Consider the following 15,950-nt stretch of genomic DNA (forward strand, 5'->3'; position numbering starts at 1 on the left):
GAATGAAATAAGTGAGGTATGCATTATGACGAAGACGTGGGAGCAGCTTTCTGCTATACAACCCATCGGTGTAAAAATGTTGATGAATAGCATCGCAAAAGAGCGTATATCCCACGCTTACTTGTTAGAGGGAGGGAAAGGGACAGGAAAGTTTGCGACAGCACTTCAAATGGCAAAGAGTTTCCTCTGTTCTCAGCGTAATGGGGTAGAGCCTTGTCATGTATGTACAAATTGTAAGCGAATTGATTCAGGTAACCACCCAAACTTACATATTGTAAAACCAGACGGATTATCTATTAAGAAGCAGCAAATTCATGATTTACAAGAAGAGTTTTCAAAAACAGGATTAGAAGCAAATAAAAAAGTATATGTTATTGAGCACGCAGACCGTATGACAGCAAATGCGGCGAATACACTGTTGAAATTTTTAGAAGAACCAAGTAGTGATACAACAGCTATTTTACTTACTGAACAAAGTCATCAAATTTTAAATACGATTTTATCTCGTTGTCAAGTTGTTACATTTAGACCTTTACCTACGGAATCTTTAATTAGAAGATTACAGGATGAAGGTGTTACAGCATCTTTATCGACACTTGCTGCACAACTCACAAATAGTTTTGATGAAGCTTTAGCTTTATGTAGTGATGAATGGTTTGCACAAGCACGAGCTTTAGTGATAAAATTATGTGAAGCGCTCGAAAAAGATAAAGCCTCTATTTTTTTTGTACAAGAAAAATGGGGAAAACACTTTGGAGAGAAAGAACAATTACAGCAAGGTTTAGATATGTTACTCCTTATTTATAAGGATTTATTATATGTTCAACTTGGAGAAGAAGATCGTCTTGTTTTTCATGAGCAGAAAGAGATGTTTGAATCTTTCTCCTACGCTCAGAAGCGCATTGTATCAGCTCTCTTTAATATATTAGAGGCAAAAAATAGAATCAACGCTAATGTAAATGCGCAGCTTGTGTTCGAACAGTTAGTGTTGCGGTTGCAGGAGGGATGACCGTTTTGTATGATGTAGTAGGTGTTCGCTTTAAGAAGGCCGGAAAGGTGTATTACTTTGATCCGAATCAGTTCGATATCTCTGAAAATGAGTTTGTAATTGTAGAAACGGTAAGAGGTATTGAATACGGAAAAGTAGTTATTACCAAAAAGCAAGTTGATGAAAACGACGTTGTATTACCGCTAAAAAAGGTTATTCGTATTGCAAATGAAAATGATCGTACCATTGTTGAAGAGAACAAACATGCCGCAAAAGAAGCATATCAAGTTTGTCAGCAAAAGGTAGTAGAACATAATCTTGATATGAAACTTGTAGATGTAGAGTATACGTTCGATCGCAATAAAATTATTTTCTACTTTACTGCGGATGGTCGGATTGATTTCCGCGAACTAGTGAAGGACTTAGCAGCAATTTTTAGGACAAGAATTGAACTAAGACAAATTGGTGTTCGTGATGAAGCGAAGATGCTTGGTGGTATTGGTCCATGTGGTCGTATGCTTTGTTGTTCTACTTTTTTAGGGGATTTTGAACCTGTATCTATTAAGATGGCAAAGGATCAAAATTTATCATTAAATCCTGCAAAAATCTCTGGTTTATGTGGTCGCTTAATGTGTTGCTTAAAATATGAGAATGATGAATATGAGGCAGCAAAGGAACAACTTCCTGATTTAGATCAACGTATACAAACCCCGCATGGTACTGGCCGTGTTATCGGATTAAATATTTTAGAAAGATTAATTCAAGTGGAACTAGTAGACAAGGAACGGATAGTAGAATATACGTTAGATGAGTTAGTGAATAAAGGGGTCGTTTCGAGTCAAACCACAGATTAATGAGGTGGGTGCTTGTGGAGAAAAAAGATATTTTTGCATCGGTTTCTAGTATGGAAGAGCAAATTGGACATTTATACAAACAGTTGGGAGAACTAAAACAACATCTTGCAGAGTTACTGGAAGAAAACCAACATATAAAAATGGAAAATGAAAATTTGCGACACCGCTTTGAAGAAGTGCAGATTAAAGAAAAACAAAAAACTCAAAAACGTAAAGAAGTGAAGCCGAAGACAGATATTGGTGAAGGCTACGATAATTTAGCAAGACTATATCAAGAAGGTTTTCATATTTGTAATCTGCATTATGGAAGTGTACGTAAAGAGGGAGATTGTTTATTCTGCCTGTCATTTTTAAATAAAAAGTGAAATTACCTTTCCAATGATAATTGGAAAGGTAATTTTTTATACATGAGAGTAGAATGAAATATGTTTTTTATTAGTTGAAGATGAAATAGGGTAGGTTAAGTGTAAGAAAAGGAGTAACATATGAATTTATATGAAGATGAACGTTTAGATTACTTATTAGCGCAAGATTTGAAGATTATACAAAGTCCATCGGTATTTAATTTCTCGTTAGATGCTGTTTTACTTGCAGATTTTGCCTGGGTACCAATTCAAAAAGGTAATTTACTTGATTTGTGTACAGGTAATGCAGTTGTGCCCCTTCTATTAAGTACAAGAACGAAAGGGAATATTACTGGTGTAGAAATTCAAGAACGCTTATATGATATGGGAATAAGAAGTGTCCAATACAATAAGTTGGAAGAAAGAATTCACTTAATACACGGGGATTTGAAAGATATGCCGGAGAAACTTGGGCGTCATCAATATGATGTTGTCACATGTAATCCGCCTTATTTCCAAACACCTGCAACTTCTGAAAAAAATATGAATGAACATTTAGCGATAGCTCGTCATGAAATTATGTGTACACTAGAGGATGTTGTATCTGCAAGTAGTCAGCTAGTAAAACAAGGCGGGAAAGTAGCATTTGTACATCGTCCAGGTCGTTTATTAGATATTGTTACATTAATGCGTAAATACAAAATTGAACCGAAGCGTGTACGATTTGTGTATCCTAAGGCAGGGAAAGAAGCGAATACATTGTTAATTGAAGGAATTAAGGATGGAAATGCCGATTTGAAAATATTGCCACCCCTTTTTGTATATGAAGAAAATAATGAATATACAAAGGAGATTCGTTCTATTTTATATGGAGAAGAATAAGCATTGTTTTTATGTAGTAGAGTGCTCTGATGGAAGTTATTATGCTGGATATACAAATCATATAGAAAAGCGAATTGAGACCCATAATGGCGGAAAAGGGGCTAAGTATACGCGTGCTAGACTTCCTGTTGTTTTAAAATACGTAGAATTTCATGAAGATAAGCGTACAGCTATGCAAGCAGAGTATTATTTTAAGCAATTAAATAGAAAACAAAAAGAAGAATATATGCAAAAAGGAGAACGCTATGTGGCAACAAAAAAGCTTTCAACAAAATGAAAAGGGAGTTTTATATTTAGTACCAACTCCTATTGGAAATTTAGAAGATATGACATTTCGTGCAATCCGAATTTTAAAAGAAGCTGATTTAATTGCTGCTGAAGATACGAGACAAACGAAAAAACTTTGTAATTATTTTGAAATTGAGACGCCTGTGATGAGTTACCACGAGCATAATAAGGAAGTAAGTGGAAAGAAAATATTAGAGAAGCTAGACGAGGGGAAAACTGTAGCACTTGTTAGTGATGCTGGTATGCCGTGTATTTCCGATCCAGGTTACGATATTGTTGTAGAGGCTGTAACAGAACAGTATCATGTAATCCCGCTTCCTGGGGCAAATGCAGCCCTTACAGCATTAATTGCATCAGGTCTTGAAACAAAACAGTTTTATTTCTATGGATTTTTACAAAGAAATAAAAAAGAAAGAAAAATGGAGTTAGAGAAGCTTCGTTATGTACAAACTACAATGATGTTTTATGAAGCGCCTCACCGCTTGGATGATACTTTAATCTCGATGCAAGAAGTATTGGGAAATAGAGAAATTGTATTATGTCGAGAGTTAACGAAAAAATTCGAGGAATTTATTCGTGGAACAGTTGAAGAAGCAATTGAGTGGACGAAACAAAATGAAGTTCGTGGTGAGTTTTGTATTTTAGTAGCTGGTTCAACGGAAGAACCTGCTCCAGAGGAACAATGGTGGGAATCTATTTCGGTATATGACCATATTGAACATTATATAAACGAAAAAGGTATGAATTCAAAAGAGGCGATAAAAACAGTTGCTAAAGATCGAGATTTGTCGAAACGCGATGTATATCAAATCTATCATGTCGATAAAAAATAAGCTTCTCATAATTGAGAAGCTTATTTTGCTGTTTCGATATAATCTTGAAGCTCGTTTAAGATTTGCTCAGCGCCTTCTTTGCTTAAGATAATTTTACCTTCAGCTAAAGATAGGTTACCATCAGATACTTCACCAGTTACTTGGCAAGTCATGTTTGGCTTATATTTTTTTAAGATGATTTTCTCGTCATCAACATAGATTTCAAGAGCATCCTTTTCTGCAATACCTAAAGTACGGCGTAATTCGATTGGAATTACTACACGACCTAATTCATCAACTTTACGAACGATACCAGTAGATTTCATAATTCTTTTCCTCCTAAAGAAATAGTTTATAAGTTTCGAGTCTATTTTTAGATTCGTCATTTTTCGACAAAATACCCTATGGACATATGATACCAATCATTTACATTTCCGTCAATTCTTTAATTCTATATTTTTTAAAAAGATTTATAGATTTCTTACTTCTTATATATAATAGAATGGGAGTAATTTCTACTATTATTTCATTTTATTTTCAGAAAAGTTTTTAAATTTTGAGTAGAGATTGTATATTTTCTTGAAATATGAGTAATAGATGATAAATATACTAATCATTAACTCGTTTTTATCACGTATTAACAAGCAATAAGATTCTAAATTTAAAGTTCATCCGGAGCAAAGAAGTTAAGTGGGGATCAACTGCCCATAAAAGTCCGATTGGTTCAACTAATAATCAGTGGGGGATGAAGAAAACCCCCACTGATTAAAGTTTCACTTTATATATAAGTTTTTGATATACTATTTATAAATACATATGAGGTTATCCGGGAGGTCCAAAACAATGACAGAGGAAAACAAATCCTTTTATATTACTACCCCAATTTATTATCCAAGTGGAAAATTACACATTGGACATGCTTATACAACAGTAGCAGGAGATGCGATGGCACGATATAAGCGTATGCAAGGATATAATGTTCATTATTTAACAGGAACTGATGAGCATGGACAGAAGATCCAAAAGAAAGCAGAAGAATTAAATGTTACACCACAAGCATATGTGGATAACATCGTTGCAGGAATTAAAGAACTTTGGAAGAAGATGGATATCTCTTATGATGATTTTATTCGTACAACGGAAGATCGTCATAAAGATGTTGTTGAAAAAATCTTCAAGCAACTAGTAGATCAAGGCGATATTTACCTTGATGAATATGAAGGTTGGTATTCTGTACAAGATGAGACATTCTATACGGAGCACCAATTAGTAGATCCAATTATGGAAGGTGACAAAGTAGTTGGAGGAAAAAGTCCAGATAGTGGTCATGATGTAGAGCTTGTTCGTGAAGAATCTTATTTCTTTAGAATGGGTAAATACGTAGACAGACTATTAAAATTCTATGAAGAGAATCCACATTTCATTCAGCCAGAGTCTCGTAAGAATGAAATGATTAATAACTTCATTAAACCAGGCTTAGAAGATTTAGCAGTTTCTCGTACTTCATTTGACTGGGGAGTTCGTGTTCCAGGTAACCCGAAACACGTTATTTACGTATGGGTTGACGCGTTATCTAACTATATTACAGCATTAGGTTATGGAACAGAAAATGAAGAGATGTATAAGAAATTCTGGCCAGCAGATGTGCATTTAGTTGGAAAAGAAATCGTTCGTTTCCATACAATTTATTGGCCGATCATTTTAATGGCATTAGATTTACCTCTTCCGAAAAAAGTATTTGCTCATGGTTGGATTTTAATGAAGGATGGAAAGATGAGTAAGTCAAAAGGTAACGTAGTAGATCCAGTTACATTAATCGATCGTTACGGATTAGATGCATTACGTTATTACTTACTTCGTGAAGTTCCGTTCGGATCTGATGGCGTATTCACACCAGAAGGATTTGTGGAGCGTATTAATTTCGATTTAGCAAATGACTTAGGTAACTTATTAAATCGTACAGTAGCTATGATTGATAAATACTTTAACGGAGAAATCCCTGCATTTAAAGCAAATGTAACGGAATTTGATGAAACGTTAGTAGCGTTTGCACAGGATACATTGAAAAAAGTAGAAGAAGCAATGGAGAATATGGAATTCTCTGTAGCTCTAAGCTCAATTTGGCAATTGGTTAGCCGTACGAATAAATATATTGATGAAACACAACCGTGGGTATTAGCAAAAGATGAGAATGATCGTGAAAAGTTAGCTTCTGTAATGGCTCATTTAGCAGAAGTACTTCGCCAAACAGGTATTATGCTTATGCCATTCTTAACAGTAGCACCAAGCAAAATGTTTGCTCAGCTTGGCCTTACTGAAGAAGCACATACATCTTGGGAAAGCCTGTCTACAATTGGATGCATTCCAGCTGGAACAAAAGTAGAAAAAGGAAACCCGATTTTCCCTCGTTTAGAAATGGAAGTAGAGGTAGCGTACATTAAAGAACAAATGAAAGCCTCTGCTCCTAAAGTAGAAGAGAAAAAAGAAGAAGAACCGAAGGCAGAAGAAATTACAATTGATGATTTCTTTAAAGTAGAATTACGCGTAGCTGAAGTACTATCTGCTGAACCTGTGAAAAAAGCAGACAAGTTGTTAAAAATTCAACTAGACTTAGGCACAGAAAAACGTCAAGTTGTTTCTGGAATTGCAAAATTCTATTCGCCAGAAGATCTAAAAGGTAAAAAAGTTATTTGTGTAACAAACTTAAAACCTGTAAAATTACGCGGTGAATTGTCACAAGGTATGATTTTAGCGGGTGAAGAGAATGGCGTATTGTCATTAGCATCAATCGACCAAAATCTACCAAACGGTACAAAAATTAAGTAATTAAGACAAGAAAAGAGATGTTTCACGTGTAACATGTGTGAAGCGTCTTTTTTCTTTTTACACTCTCAATTTTTGCATTAAGATTGTAGTATTGTTATCGTTAAGTTATAAAAGAGCTTATTTGCGTAGAATAAATTTGATTTCAATATAAAAGGAGTTATGTATGATGTTGTTTGATACACATTCACATTTGAATGCAGAGCAATTTGAAGAAGACTTGCAAGAAGTGATTGCCCGAATGAAAGAAGCGGGTGTTACTTATACAGTTGTTGTTGGTTTTGATGAAGTAACGATAAAAAAGGCGATTGAATTAGCTGAAGCCTATGATTTTATTTATGCTGCGGTTGGATGGCACCCAGTTGATGCAATTGACATGACAGAAGAGCATTTAGCTTGGTTAGAAGAACTTGCTTCTCATCCTAAAGTCGTTGCACTTGGAGAGATGGGCTTAGATTATCACTGGGATAAGTCTCCAAAAGAAATACAGAAAGAAGTATTCCGTAAACAAATTGCATTAGCGAAAAAAGTAAAATTGCCGATTATTATACATAACCGCGATGCAACCCAAGATATTGTGGATATTCTAGAAGAAGAGAATGCAGCTGAAGTAGGAGGCATTATGCATTGTTTTAGCGGTAGCGTAGAGGTAGCAGAGCGATGTGTTGATATGAACTTTTTAATTTCGTTAGGTGGACCAGTTACATTTAAAAATGCTAAGAAACCGAAAGAAGTTGCTACGGAGATTCCATTAGAGAAATTATTAATAGAGACGGATTGTCCGTATTTAACACCGCATCCATTTCGCGGAAAACGAAATGAACCAAGTTATGTAAAACTCGTAGCAGAAGAAATTGCGAACTTAAAAGGAATTTCTTATGAAGAAGTAGCGGAAATGACAACGAAAAATGCAAAAGCTTTATTTGGCGTTGAATAAAAGAGTGGGAGAACCCATTCTTTTTTTATTTTTGTGAAAAAATAGCAGGCGTGACAGAGAAGATAAGGGCGAATGAGTAAGTGGTACAATAAGGAGAGAGAAAAAAGTTTTGGACATTCTATTTTTTAAAATGTAAGAATGGGGAAAATAATAATGGAAAAGTCGTCATTTTTTTGTTTTACTAAGTAGAGACGAAACGAGTGTGGAGGCAAGCATGAAAATTAAAGAGATTATCGTTGTAGAAGGTAAAGATGATACAGTTGCGATTAAGCGTGCTGTTGATGCGGATACAATTGAAACGAACGGTTCAGCAATCGGTGATCATGTTATTGAACAAGTTAAATTGGCGCTGCAAAAACGAGGCGTTATTATTTTTACAGATCCGGATTATCCTGGAGAGCGTATTCGGAAAATTATTTCTGATAAGGTGCCCGGATGTAAACATGCGTTTTTACCGAAGGAAGAAGCACTTGCTAAGAGGAAAAAAGGTGTCGGAATTGAACATGCTTCTAATGAATCAATTCGCCGTGCTTTAGAGAATATACATGAAGAAATGGAAGCTTACACAAGTGAAATCAGTTGGAGCGATCTAGTCGATGCAGGTTTAGTGGGCGGAGAAATGGCAAAGAGTCGCAGAGAAAGAATGGGTAAGCTATTAAAGATTGGTTATACAAACGCAAAACAGTTACATAAACGTTTACAAATGTTTCAAGTTTCAAAAGAATCATTTGCAGAAGCTTATAAGCAAGTCATACAGGAGGAAAGAAAATGAAGGATATCGCAACGCCAAATCGTACGAAAGATATTGTTGAAAAGTATGGATTTTCATTCAAAAAAAGTTTAGGACAAAATTTTTTAATTGATACGAATGTATTAAATCGTATCGTTGATCACGCTGAAATTGGTTCAGAAAGTGGTGCAATTGAAATTGGACCAGGTATCGGTGCATTAACAGAACAATTAGCGAAGCGTGCTAAAAAAGTAGTGGCTTTTGAAATTGATCAAAGGTTATTACCGATTTTAGATGAGACGTTAGCTCCATATGGCAACGTTACAGTTATCAATAAAGATGTACTAAAGGCAGATGTACATGAGGTGTTTAGTGAGCAATTTGAAGAAGGGCAAGATGTAATGGTAGTAGCTAACTTACCATACTATATTACGACGCCAATTTTATTTAAATTGCTGGAAGAGAAATTACCGGTTCGTGGATTCGTTGTTATGATGCAAAAAGAAGTTGGGGATCGTTTAGCGGCTAAGCCTGGAACGAAAGAGTATGGTTCTTTATCCATTGCTATTCAGTATTATACAGAGGTAGAAACAGTTATGACTGTACCGCGTACAGTGTTTGTGCCACAACCAAATGTTGATTCTGCAATTATCCGCCTCTTAAAGCGTCCGAAACCAGTGGTAGAAGTAACAGATGAGACATTCTTCTTTGAAGTAGTACGAGCAAGTTTCGCACAGCGTCGTAAAACTTTAATGAATAATTTATCAAATAATTTAAATGGTTTCCCGAAAGATAAAGAGCTGTTGGATCGGATTTTAACAGAAGTAGGAATTGATCCAAAACGAAGAGGTGAAACGCTATCTATCGAAGAGTTTGCGACATTAAGTAATGCATTAGTTCTTCATAAGTTATCATAAGAGTACAAAAGGGACAGTTCAATTTGAACTGTCCCTTTTGTCACCATTCTCCTCCTAAATTCATACTTTAAAAACAGGTAAGATGGCCTAACGAGTTTGGAGGTAGGAGAATGGTTTTACATGTTGGAGAATTAGTGGAACGATATTCTCATAATAGGGATATCCTTTTTCGTATTATAGAAATAAAAGGCGAGATAGCTATATTGTTTGGAGAGGAAATTAGATTAGTGGCAGATGCGCCACTTGAGGATTTAATTAGTATAGATCAACGAGAACATAAAAAGAGAGCGAAGCGTGAGAAAGAAACAATGGAGCGCACGTATCGTTTGTTTCAACAAGATTACGTATTAATGAAACAAAGGCATGAACACACTTCAACTGGTGGATATACAAGTGAAGTGAATTATTTTCAAATGCCAGGGCGTGTATTACACATAGATGGAGACCCGTTATATTTGCGCAAGTGCCTAGATTTATATAATAAAATTGGTGTTCCTGTACAAGGTATTCATTGTAAAGAAACGGAGATGCATGAAAAGGTAGTAGATTTAATAGACCATTTTCGTCCGGACATTTTAGTTATTACAGGGCACGATGCATATACAAAATCCAAAGGCGTGAAGGGAGATTTAGCAGCATATAGGCATTCAAGGCATTTTGTACAGGCTGTTCGAGAAGTACGAAAAAAATATCCATCGTTGGATCAACTCGTTATTTTTGCTGGGGCATGTCAATCACACTTTGAAGCATTAATTCGAGCAGGCGCTAATTTTGCTAGTTCCCCATCTAGAATTAATATTCACGCACTAGACCCTGTATATGTGGTTGGTAAAATTAGTTTTACGTCATTTATGGAGCGAGTCAATGTATGGGATGTTGTACGTAATACGATTACTGGTGAAAAGGGACTTGGCGGGATTGAGACGAGAGGAATTTTACGAACTGGATTACCTTTTCAACATTACGAAGAATAAGCAAGGTACATATGTATCTTGCTTTTTTGTATGGAGAGGATTTAAATCAGTTTGGATAAAAAGAGACAAGAACGCACAGACTACATAATGATACTTTTACAATATAGTATTTCTTCTATCTATTCGAACGCATGATGCTTTTATAATGATATTGTCTGTGAGTTGCGGTTAATAATTGGGATAGATATATCGTGTTTTAAGTGTTCAATCTAAATTACAGCGAGGTGTAACGAAGTATATGTCAAAACGTTTAGATGAAATTAAAAGCGAATTAGATCACCATCTTGGACAGAGACTGATGTTAAAGGCGAACAGTGGGAGAAGAAAAACTGTAGAACAATCAGGTGTACTTGCAGAAACGTACCGTTCTGTTTTTGTTGTACAACTGGATCAACAAGAAGATGCGTTACAACGTGTATCGTATAGCTATGCGGATGTTTTAACAGAGACAGTAGAGTTAACATTTTATGGTGAACCTCATAATGAAGTGATTTTATAATTCATGTATCGTTACATATATTCCCACAAATGAAAAGCTATATTATTTTGCATACTAATTATACCGTAGCAAAATAAGGAGGGACTCTGCATTGAGTAGACGAAGAGGTGTCATGTCAAATCAATTTAAAGAAGAGCTTGCAAAAGAGCTAGGCTTTTATGATGTTGTTCAGAAAGAAGGATGGGGCGGAATTCGTGCGAAAGATGCTGGTAACATGGTGAAACGTGCTATAGAAATTGCAGAACAGCAATTAATGAAACAAAACCAGTAGTTGTAAGATACTTTCTATGCTACGGTAGCCGAGGAGTGATTCCTCGGCTTTTTGTACTATAAAAGGTGCCATCATTTTACATAAGTAGTTTCATTCTGAATGCTTTTCGTTATAATTAGGGAAGTGTCATCGTCTTACTATAAATTTATGGTAAAATAAACGATAAAAGATTGAGTACATAGAGTGGGTGAATAGATTGAAGCTACTAGTGAAAGCACCAGCAAAGATTAATCTGTCGTTAGATGTACTGGGAAAAAGACAAGACGGATATCATGAAGTGAAAATGATTATGACAACAATTGATTTAGCGGATCGTTTAGAACTAATGGAATTAGCAGAAGACCGTATTGAAATTTTATCCCATAATCGGTATGTCCCAGACGACCAAAGAAATCTGGCTTATCAAGCAGCGAGGTTATTAAAAGAGAAGTTTAATGTGAAAAAAGGTGTATCTATTACTATTGAAAAAACGATTCCAGTAGCAGCTGGATTAGCGGGTGGAAGTAGTGATGCAGCAGCTACATTACGTGGCCTTAATAAATTATGGAATTTAGGGCTTACAATTGATCAGTTAGCAGAGCTTGGCGCAGAAATTGGGTCAGATGTATCGTTTTGCGTATATGGTGGGACAGCAATTGCCACTGGAAGAGGAGAAAAGATTGAGCACATAAAAACTCCACCTTCTTGTTGGGTTATTTTAGCAAAACCCCATATTGGTGTATCTACTGCTGATGTGTATGGAAATTTAAAGTTAAATCGGGTTACACATCCAAATGTAGATAAAATGGTGGATGTCATAAATGCTGGAGACTACAAAGGGATTTGTGATACTGTTGGTAACGTTTTAGAAGATGTAACGTTTGCGATGCATCCTGAAGTTGCACGTATTAAGGCACAGATGAAGCGATTTGGAGCAGATGCTGTATTAATGAGTGGTAGTGGTCCAACCGTATTCGGTCTGGTGCACCATGATTCGCGAATGCATCGTATATATAACGGATTAAAAGGATTTTGTGAACAAGTATACGCAGTACGTTTATTAGGAGAGCGAGAAACGCTTGAATAAAGACGTATAATACGTTATGATTTGTTTAGAATATTCGTGATTTGAGGTGAGAGTATGAAAATTAGACGAAGTACAAGATTAGTCGATATGACTTATTACTTGTTACAAAACCCTCGTCAGCTAGTTTCTCTCACTTTTTTTGCTGAAAGGTATCAATCAGCTAAGTCTTCTATTAGTGAAGATTTAGTTATTATTAAGCAAACGTTTGAACAACAAGGGGTCGGCACATTGCAAACGATACCAGGAGCAGCAGGAGGAGTGAAATATATACCATATATAAGTGAAGAAGAGGCAGATCTAATTATTGGTGAGCTTTGTAGCTTATTCGAAAATCCAGATCGTATTTTGCCTGGTGGTTACTTATATATGACAGATCTTTTAAGTAATCCTCGTCATATTAATGGCGCAGGTCGTTTGTTTGCTTCTGTTTTTGCTAGGCAACCAATTGATGCAGTTATGACGGTCGCAACGAAGGGTATTCCACTTGCATATGCAGTGGCGAACTATTTAGATGTACCGGTAGTGATTGCAAGAAAAGATAATAAGGTAACAGAAGGACCCACTGTTAGTATTAACTATGTATCAGGTTCTTCTAAGCGAATTCAAACAATGACGTTAGCAAAGCGTAGCCTTCCAGAAGGATCAAATGTTTTAATTATTGATGACTTCATGAAAGCTGGCGGGACAATTCAAGGTATGATGAGTATGTTAGAAGAGTTTAAGGCTAATGTTGTTGGTATTGGTGTATTAGTAGAGTCCACGGATATTGAAGAAAGACTAATTAATAACTTTGTATCATTGATTCGTCTATCAGAAGTTGATGTGAAAGAAAAAGCGATTCAAGTGGAAAAGGGAAATTATTCACTGGCACCATTTGATGAAGGGCTTGTAGAGGCTGAGTAAAAAGATAAAGCAAATAGCTTTATCTTTTTTTATTCTATTTATAAATTATAAAATAGATGGACAAACTGCTTTTCGTGCACTATTTTTAAAGAGTAAAAATAAATAATAAAAGGGTGAAAAGTATGAAAGTTGTTCAAACAAACAATGCACCACAAGCAATTGGACCATATTCACAAGGGATTATTGTAAATAATATGTTTTACAGTTCAGGACAAATTCCGTTAACTGCAAGTGGAGAGCTTGTAGCAGGAGACGTAACAGTACAAACAGAGCAAGTATTTCAAAATTTACAAGCAGTATTAGAAGAAGCAGGTGCTTCATTTGATACGGTAGTAAAAACAACGGTATTCTTAAAAGATATGGATGATTTTAATGCTGTTAATGAAGTATATGGATCTTATTTCTCTGCTCATAAGCCAGCTCGTTCTTGTGTACAAGTAGCAAAATTACCGAAAGATGTTTCAGTTGAAATCGAAGTAATTGCCCTAGTTAAGTAATTCTTTGTAAGCGATAACCTCTACTAATCTCTATATTCAATTACATTAAAAATTTTTATCTTAAAAATTTTTAAAAAATTAAAGGGAAAATAGAAATTTTGTGGAATTTATACAAATATATCGCTTATTTAGAAAAGGGTGGTGAACACAAGATGGAAGTGACTGACGTAAGATTACGCCGCGTAAACACAGAAGGCCGCATGAGAGCAATTGCCTCTATTACTCTAGACCATGAATTTGTTGTTCATGATATTCGTGTAATTGATGGTAATAATGGATTATTTGTAGCAATGCCAAGTAAACGTACTCCAGATGGAGAATTCCGTGACATTGCACATCCAATTAATTCTGGTACACGCTCTAAAATTCAAGATGCGGTTTTGACAGAGTATCATCGTTTAGGCGAGTTAGAAGAGGTTGAGTTTGAAGAAGCAGGTGCTTCGTAAAATTCGAATGAAAAGGGCTTTTTAGAGAAAGCTCTATAATTTTGTAACAAACTCCTGTAAGCATTTACAGGGGTTTGTTTTTTTGTGGTTATATACATTCCCGTGTTCGGAAAATTCTAAATTCAATAAAGTGAAGAGATAAACTTCTAATTTTTTCAAAATCATTTTAAATAGTATAGCTTATTTCTTAAAAAAGATACTAAAGAGTAAAACATCTTATAAGAATTATGGTAAAATTTAATAGTTAAAATGTGTTTCTTGAAATATATGATGATTTAGGATAATATCGTTAATGGATAAATAGGTTGCGATGGAGGGTCTATATGTCAAACAGATTTGCAGTGATTCTAGCGGCAGGTAAAGGCACACGTATGAAGTCTAAGCTATACAAAGTGCTTCATCCTGTATGTGGAAAACCTATGGTACAACATGTTGTCGATCAAGTATCTCAATTAGGATTGCAGAAACTTGTAACAGTCGTAGGACATGGTGCTGAAATGGTACAAGAACAGCTAGGAAACGTAAGTGAGTTTGCATTACAAGCAGAACAACTTGGTACAGCACATGCTGTAGATCAAGCTGCAAGTGTACTTGCAAACGAAGAAGGAACAACTTTAGTTATTTGTGGTGATACGCCGCTAATAACTGCTGAAACGATGGAAGCATTACTTCAGCAACATAAAGAAGCAGGGGCAATGGCAACGGTATTAACAGCTTACATAGAAGAACCTGCTGGATATGGTCGTATCGTTCGTAATGAGAATGGTCATGTTGAAAAGATTGTTGAGCATAAGGATGCAAATGAGAAAGAATTAGCTATTAAAGAAATCAATACAGGTACGTATTGTTTTGATAATAAAGCTTTATTCGCTTCACTTTCTAAAGTTTCAAATGATAACGTACAAGGTGAATATTACCTGCCAGATGTTATTGAGATTTTAAAAAATGAAGGTCATATTGTATCAGCTTATCAAACAGAGCACTTCGATGAAACGTTAGGTGTTAACGACAGAGTCGCTCTATCGCAAGCGGAAATTATTATGAAAAACCGTATCAACCGAAAGAACATGGTAAATGGTGTTACTATTATTGATCCAAGTAACACGTATATTTCTGCTGATGCAATTATCGGTAGTGATACAGTTCTTCATCCAGGAACAATTATTGAGGGGAACACTGTAATTGGTTCTGATTGTGAGATTGGACCGCATACAGTAATTCGCGATAGTGAAATTGGAGATCGTACGATAATTCGTCAATCTACTGTACATGATAGTAAGCTTGGTACAGAAGTATCGGTTGGCCCATTTGCACATATTCGCCCAGATTCAGTTATTGGAGATGAAGTACGCGTTGGAAACTTCGTGGAAATCAAAAAAACTGTTTTTGGTAATAGAAGTAAAGCTTCACACTTAAGTTATATCGGGGATGCACAAGTTGGAGAAGACGTGAATCTTGGTTGTGGTTCAATTACGGTGAACTATGACGGTAAGAATAAATTCAAAACTGTGATTGGTAACGGGGTATTTATTGGATGTAATTCAAACCTTGTTGCTCCTGTAACAGTTGAAGATGGTGCTTATGTAGCAGCAGGCTCTACAATTACAGAGAATGTTCCATCAAAAGCATTATCTGTAGCACGTGCACGTCAAGTTAACAAAGAAGACTATGTTGATCAATTGCTGAATAAGAAAAAATCATAATGTGGAGGGTTAATCT

General features: G+C 35.6%; 19 protein-coding genes. 18 read left to right on the forward strand and 1 reads right to left on the reverse strand.

All coding sequences use genetic code 11. The annotated features are described in order from the left end of the window. The first annotated feature begins 25 nt into the window (after nt 1-25). The 6 genes from holB to rsmI all read left to right on the forward strand — a co-directional run bounded on the left by holB (nt 26) and on the right by rsmI (nt 4,189). Nucleotides 26-1,009 (forward strand): DNA polymerase III subunit delta', encoded by a 984-nt coding sequence (gene holB, locus EKQ63_RS01965; protein ID WP_143880696.1) that lies wholly within the window; start codon nt 26-28, stop codon nt 1,007-1,009. A gap of 5 nt (nt 1,010-1,014) precedes the next feature. After that, nucleotides 1,015-1,842, forward strand: coding sequence for a PSP1 domain-containing protein (locus tag EKQ63_RS01970; RefSeq protein WP_000272429.1), 828 nt, complete (start codon nt 1,015-1,017; stop codon nt 1,840-1,842). 14 nt (nt 1,843-1,856) lie between these two features. Then, entirely contained in the window at nt 1,857-2,207 is a 351-nt protein-coding gene (gene yabA / locus EKQ63_RS01975; RefSeq protein ID WP_000412056.1) for a DNA replication initiation control protein YabA, read from the forward strand. A 120-nt stretch (nt 2,208-2,327) separates the two neighbouring features. After that, nucleotides 2,328-3,068, forward strand: coding sequence for a tRNA1(Val) (adenine(37)-N6)-methyltransferase (locus EKQ63_RS01980; RefSeq protein ID WP_001055351.1), 741 nt, complete (start codon nt 2,328-2,330; stop codon nt 3,066-3,068). Continuing rightward, nucleotides 3,055-3,345: a GIY-YIG nuclease family protein gene (locus EKQ63_RS01985; RefSeq protein ID WP_048526382.1), complete on the forward strand. Its 291-nt coding sequence runs from the start codon at nt 3,055-3,057 to the stop codon at nt 3,343-3,345. Before EKQ63_RS01980 ends, EKQ63_RS01985 begins: the two co-directional genes overlap by 14 nt. Beyond that, the gene (gene rsmI / locus EKQ63_RS01990; protein WP_048552623.1) at nt 3,314-4,189 is read left to right on the forward strand and encodes a 16S rRNA (cytidine(1402)-2'-O)-methyltransferase; all 876 of its coding nucleotides are present in this window, start codon (nt 3,314-3,316) and stop codon (nt 4,187-4,189) included. The genes EKQ63_RS01985 and rsmI overlap by 32 nt, the downstream gene beginning before the upstream one ends. 20 nt (nt 4,190-4,209) lie before the next feature. Here the strand turns inward: rsmI and EKQ63_RS01995 are convergent, their stop codons facing one another. Beyond that, on the reverse strand, nt 4,210-4,494 hold the full coding sequence (locus tag EKQ63_RS01995) for a transition state genes transcriptional regulator AbrB (protein ID WP_000843036.1): 285 nt from the start codon (nt 4,492-4,494) through the stop codon (nt 4,210-4,212). A gap of 517 nt (nt 4,495-5,011) precedes the next feature. Here EKQ63_RS01995 and metG point away from each other — a divergent pair. The 12 genes from metG (at nt 5,012) to glmU (ending at nt 15,934) form a co-directional block, all read left to right on the forward strand. Beyond that, a complete protein-coding gene (gene metG, locus EKQ63_RS02000) occupies nt 5,012-6,994 on the forward strand; it encodes a methionine--tRNA ligase (protein ID WP_087997345.1) in 1,983 nt (660 codons plus the stop codon). A gap of 166 nt (nt 6,995-7,160) precedes the next feature. Continuing rightward, nucleotides 7,161-7,928, forward strand: a complete 768-nt coding sequence (locus tag EKQ63_RS02005) for a TatD family hydrolase (protein ID WP_087951390.1) — start codon at nt 7,161-7,163, stop codon at nt 7,926-7,928. 214 nt (nt 7,929-8,142) lie between these two features. Then, a complete protein-coding gene (gene rnmV / locus EKQ63_RS02010; RefSeq protein WP_000692830.1) occupies nt 8,143-8,700 on the forward strand; it encodes a ribonuclease M5 in 558 nt (185 codons plus the stop codon). After that, nucleotides 8,697-9,575, forward strand: coding sequence for a 16S rRNA (adenine(1518)-N(6)/adenine(1519)-N(6))-dimethyltransferase RsmA (gene rsmA, locus EKQ63_RS02015; RefSeq protein WP_000651552.1), 879 nt, complete (start codon nt 8,697-8,699; stop codon nt 9,573-9,575). The genes rnmV and rsmA overlap by 4 nt, the downstream gene beginning before the upstream one ends. 110 nt (nt 9,576-9,685) lie before the next feature. After that, nucleotides 9,686-10,549: a sporulation peptidase YabG gene (gene yabG / locus EKQ63_RS02020; RefSeq protein WP_000242870.1), complete on the forward strand. Its 864-nt coding sequence runs from the start codon at nt 9,686-9,688 to the stop codon at nt 10,547-10,549. A 238-nt stretch (nt 10,550-10,787) separates the two neighbouring features. Further along, entirely contained in the window at nt 10,788-11,048 is a 261-nt protein-coding gene (gene veg, locus EKQ63_RS02025; protein ID WP_000044349.1) for a biofilm formation stimulator Veg, read from the forward strand. Nucleotides 11,049-11,139: 91 nt separating this feature from the next. Continuing rightward, complete coding sequence (gene sspF, locus EKQ63_RS02030; protein ID WP_001985066.1) at nt 11,140-11,319, forward strand: acid-soluble spore protein SspF; 180 nt, start codon at nt 11,140-11,142, stop codon at nt 11,317-11,319. A gap of 196 nt (nt 11,320-11,515) precedes the next feature. Continuing rightward, complete coding sequence (gene ispE, locus EKQ63_RS02035; RefSeq protein ID WP_143880697.1) at nt 11,516-12,385, forward strand: 4-(cytidine 5'-diphospho)-2-C-methyl-D-erythritol kinase; 870 nt, start codon at nt 11,516-11,518, stop codon at nt 12,383-12,385. Nucleotides 12,386-12,439: 54 nt separating this feature from the next. After that, entirely contained in the window at nt 12,440-13,288 is an 849-nt protein-coding gene (gene purR, locus EKQ63_RS02040; RefSeq protein WP_000702473.1) for a pur operon repressor, read from the forward strand. 122 nt (nt 13,289-13,410) lie between these two features. Next, on the forward strand, nt 13,411-13,785 hold the full coding sequence (locus tag EKQ63_RS02045; protein WP_000869808.1) for a RidA family protein: 375 nt from the start codon (nt 13,411-13,413) through the stop codon (nt 13,783-13,785). A 152-nt stretch (nt 13,786-13,937) separates the two neighbouring features. Then, nucleotides 13,938-14,231, forward strand: a complete 294-nt coding sequence (gene spoVG, locus EKQ63_RS02050) for a septation regulator SpoVG (protein WP_000454041.1) — start codon at nt 13,938-13,940, stop codon at nt 14,229-14,231. Between the two features lie 323 nt (nt 14,232-14,554). After that, nucleotides 14,555-15,934: a bifunctional UDP-N-acetylglucosamine diphosphorylase/glucosamine-1-phosphate N-acetyltransferase GlmU gene (gene glmU / locus EKQ63_RS02055; RefSeq protein WP_087951389.1), complete on the forward strand. Its 1,380-nt coding sequence runs from the start codon at nt 14,555-14,557 to the stop codon at nt 15,932-15,934. Nucleotides 15,935-15,950 lie beyond the last annotated feature (16 nt).

The sequence above is a fragment of the Bacillus sp. BD59S genome (assembly GCF_007363175.1).
In the GTDB taxonomy this organism is placed as follows: Bacteria; Bacillota; Bacilli; order Bacillales; family Bacillaceae_G; genus Bacillus_A; species Bacillus_A pacificus.

Bases quoted from the DNA above. Each gene is read 5' to 3' on its own strand.
- EKQ63_RS01995 (WP_000843036.1), bottom strand. From the start codon at position 4,494: ATGAAATCTACTGGTATCGTTCGTAAAGTTGATGAATTAGGTCGTGTA.
- metG (WP_087997345.1), top strand. From the start codon at position 5,012: ATGACAGAGGAAAACAAATCCTTTTATATTACTACCCCAATTTATTAT.
- holB (WP_143880696.1), top strand. From the start codon at position 26: ATGACGAAGACGTGGGAGCAGCTTTCTGCTATACAACCCATCGGTGTA.
- glmU (WP_087951389.1), top strand. From the start codon at position 14,555: ATGTCAAACAGATTTGCAGTGATTCTAGCGGCAGGTAAAGGCACACGT.
- EKQ63_RS01980 (WP_001055351.1), top strand. From the start codon at position 2,328: ATGAATTTATATGAAGATGAACGTTTAGATTACTTATTAGCGCAAGAT.
- EKQ63_RS01985 (WP_048526382.1), top strand. From the start codon at position 3,055: ATGGAGAAGAATAAGCATTGTTTTTATGTAGTAGAGTGCTCTGATGGA.
- rnmV (WP_000692830.1), top strand. From the start codon at position 8,143: ATGAAAATTAAAGAGATTATCGTTGTAGAAGGTAAAGATGATACAGTT.
- EKQ63_RS02005 (WP_087951390.1), top strand. From the start codon at position 7,161: ATGTTGTTTGATACACATTCACATTTGAATGCAGAGCAATTTGAAGAA.
- purR (WP_000702473.1), top strand. From the start codon at position 12,440: ATGAAAATTAGACGAAGTACAAGATTAGTCGATATGACTTATTACTTG.
- veg (WP_000044349.1), top strand. From the start codon at position 10,788: ATGTCAAAACGTTTAGATGAAATTAAAAGCGAATTAGATCACCATCTT.
- spoVG (WP_000454041.1), top strand. From the start codon at position 13,938: ATGGAAGTGACTGACGTAAGATTACGCCGCGTAAACACAGAAGGCCGC.
- EKQ63_RS02045 (WP_000869808.1), top strand. From the start codon at position 13,411: ATGAAAGTTGTTCAAACAAACAATGCACCACAAGCAATTGGACCATAT.
- rsmA (WP_000651552.1), top strand. From the start codon at position 8,697: ATGAAGGATATCGCAACGCCAAATCGTACGAAAGATATTGTTGAAAAG.
- rsmI (WP_048552623.1), top strand. From the start codon at position 3,314: ATGTGGCAACAAAAAAGCTTTCAACAAAATGAAAAGGGAGTTTTATAT.
- yabG (WP_000242870.1), top strand. From the start codon at position 9,686: ATGGTTTTACATGTTGGAGAATTAGTGGAACGATATTCTCATAATAGG.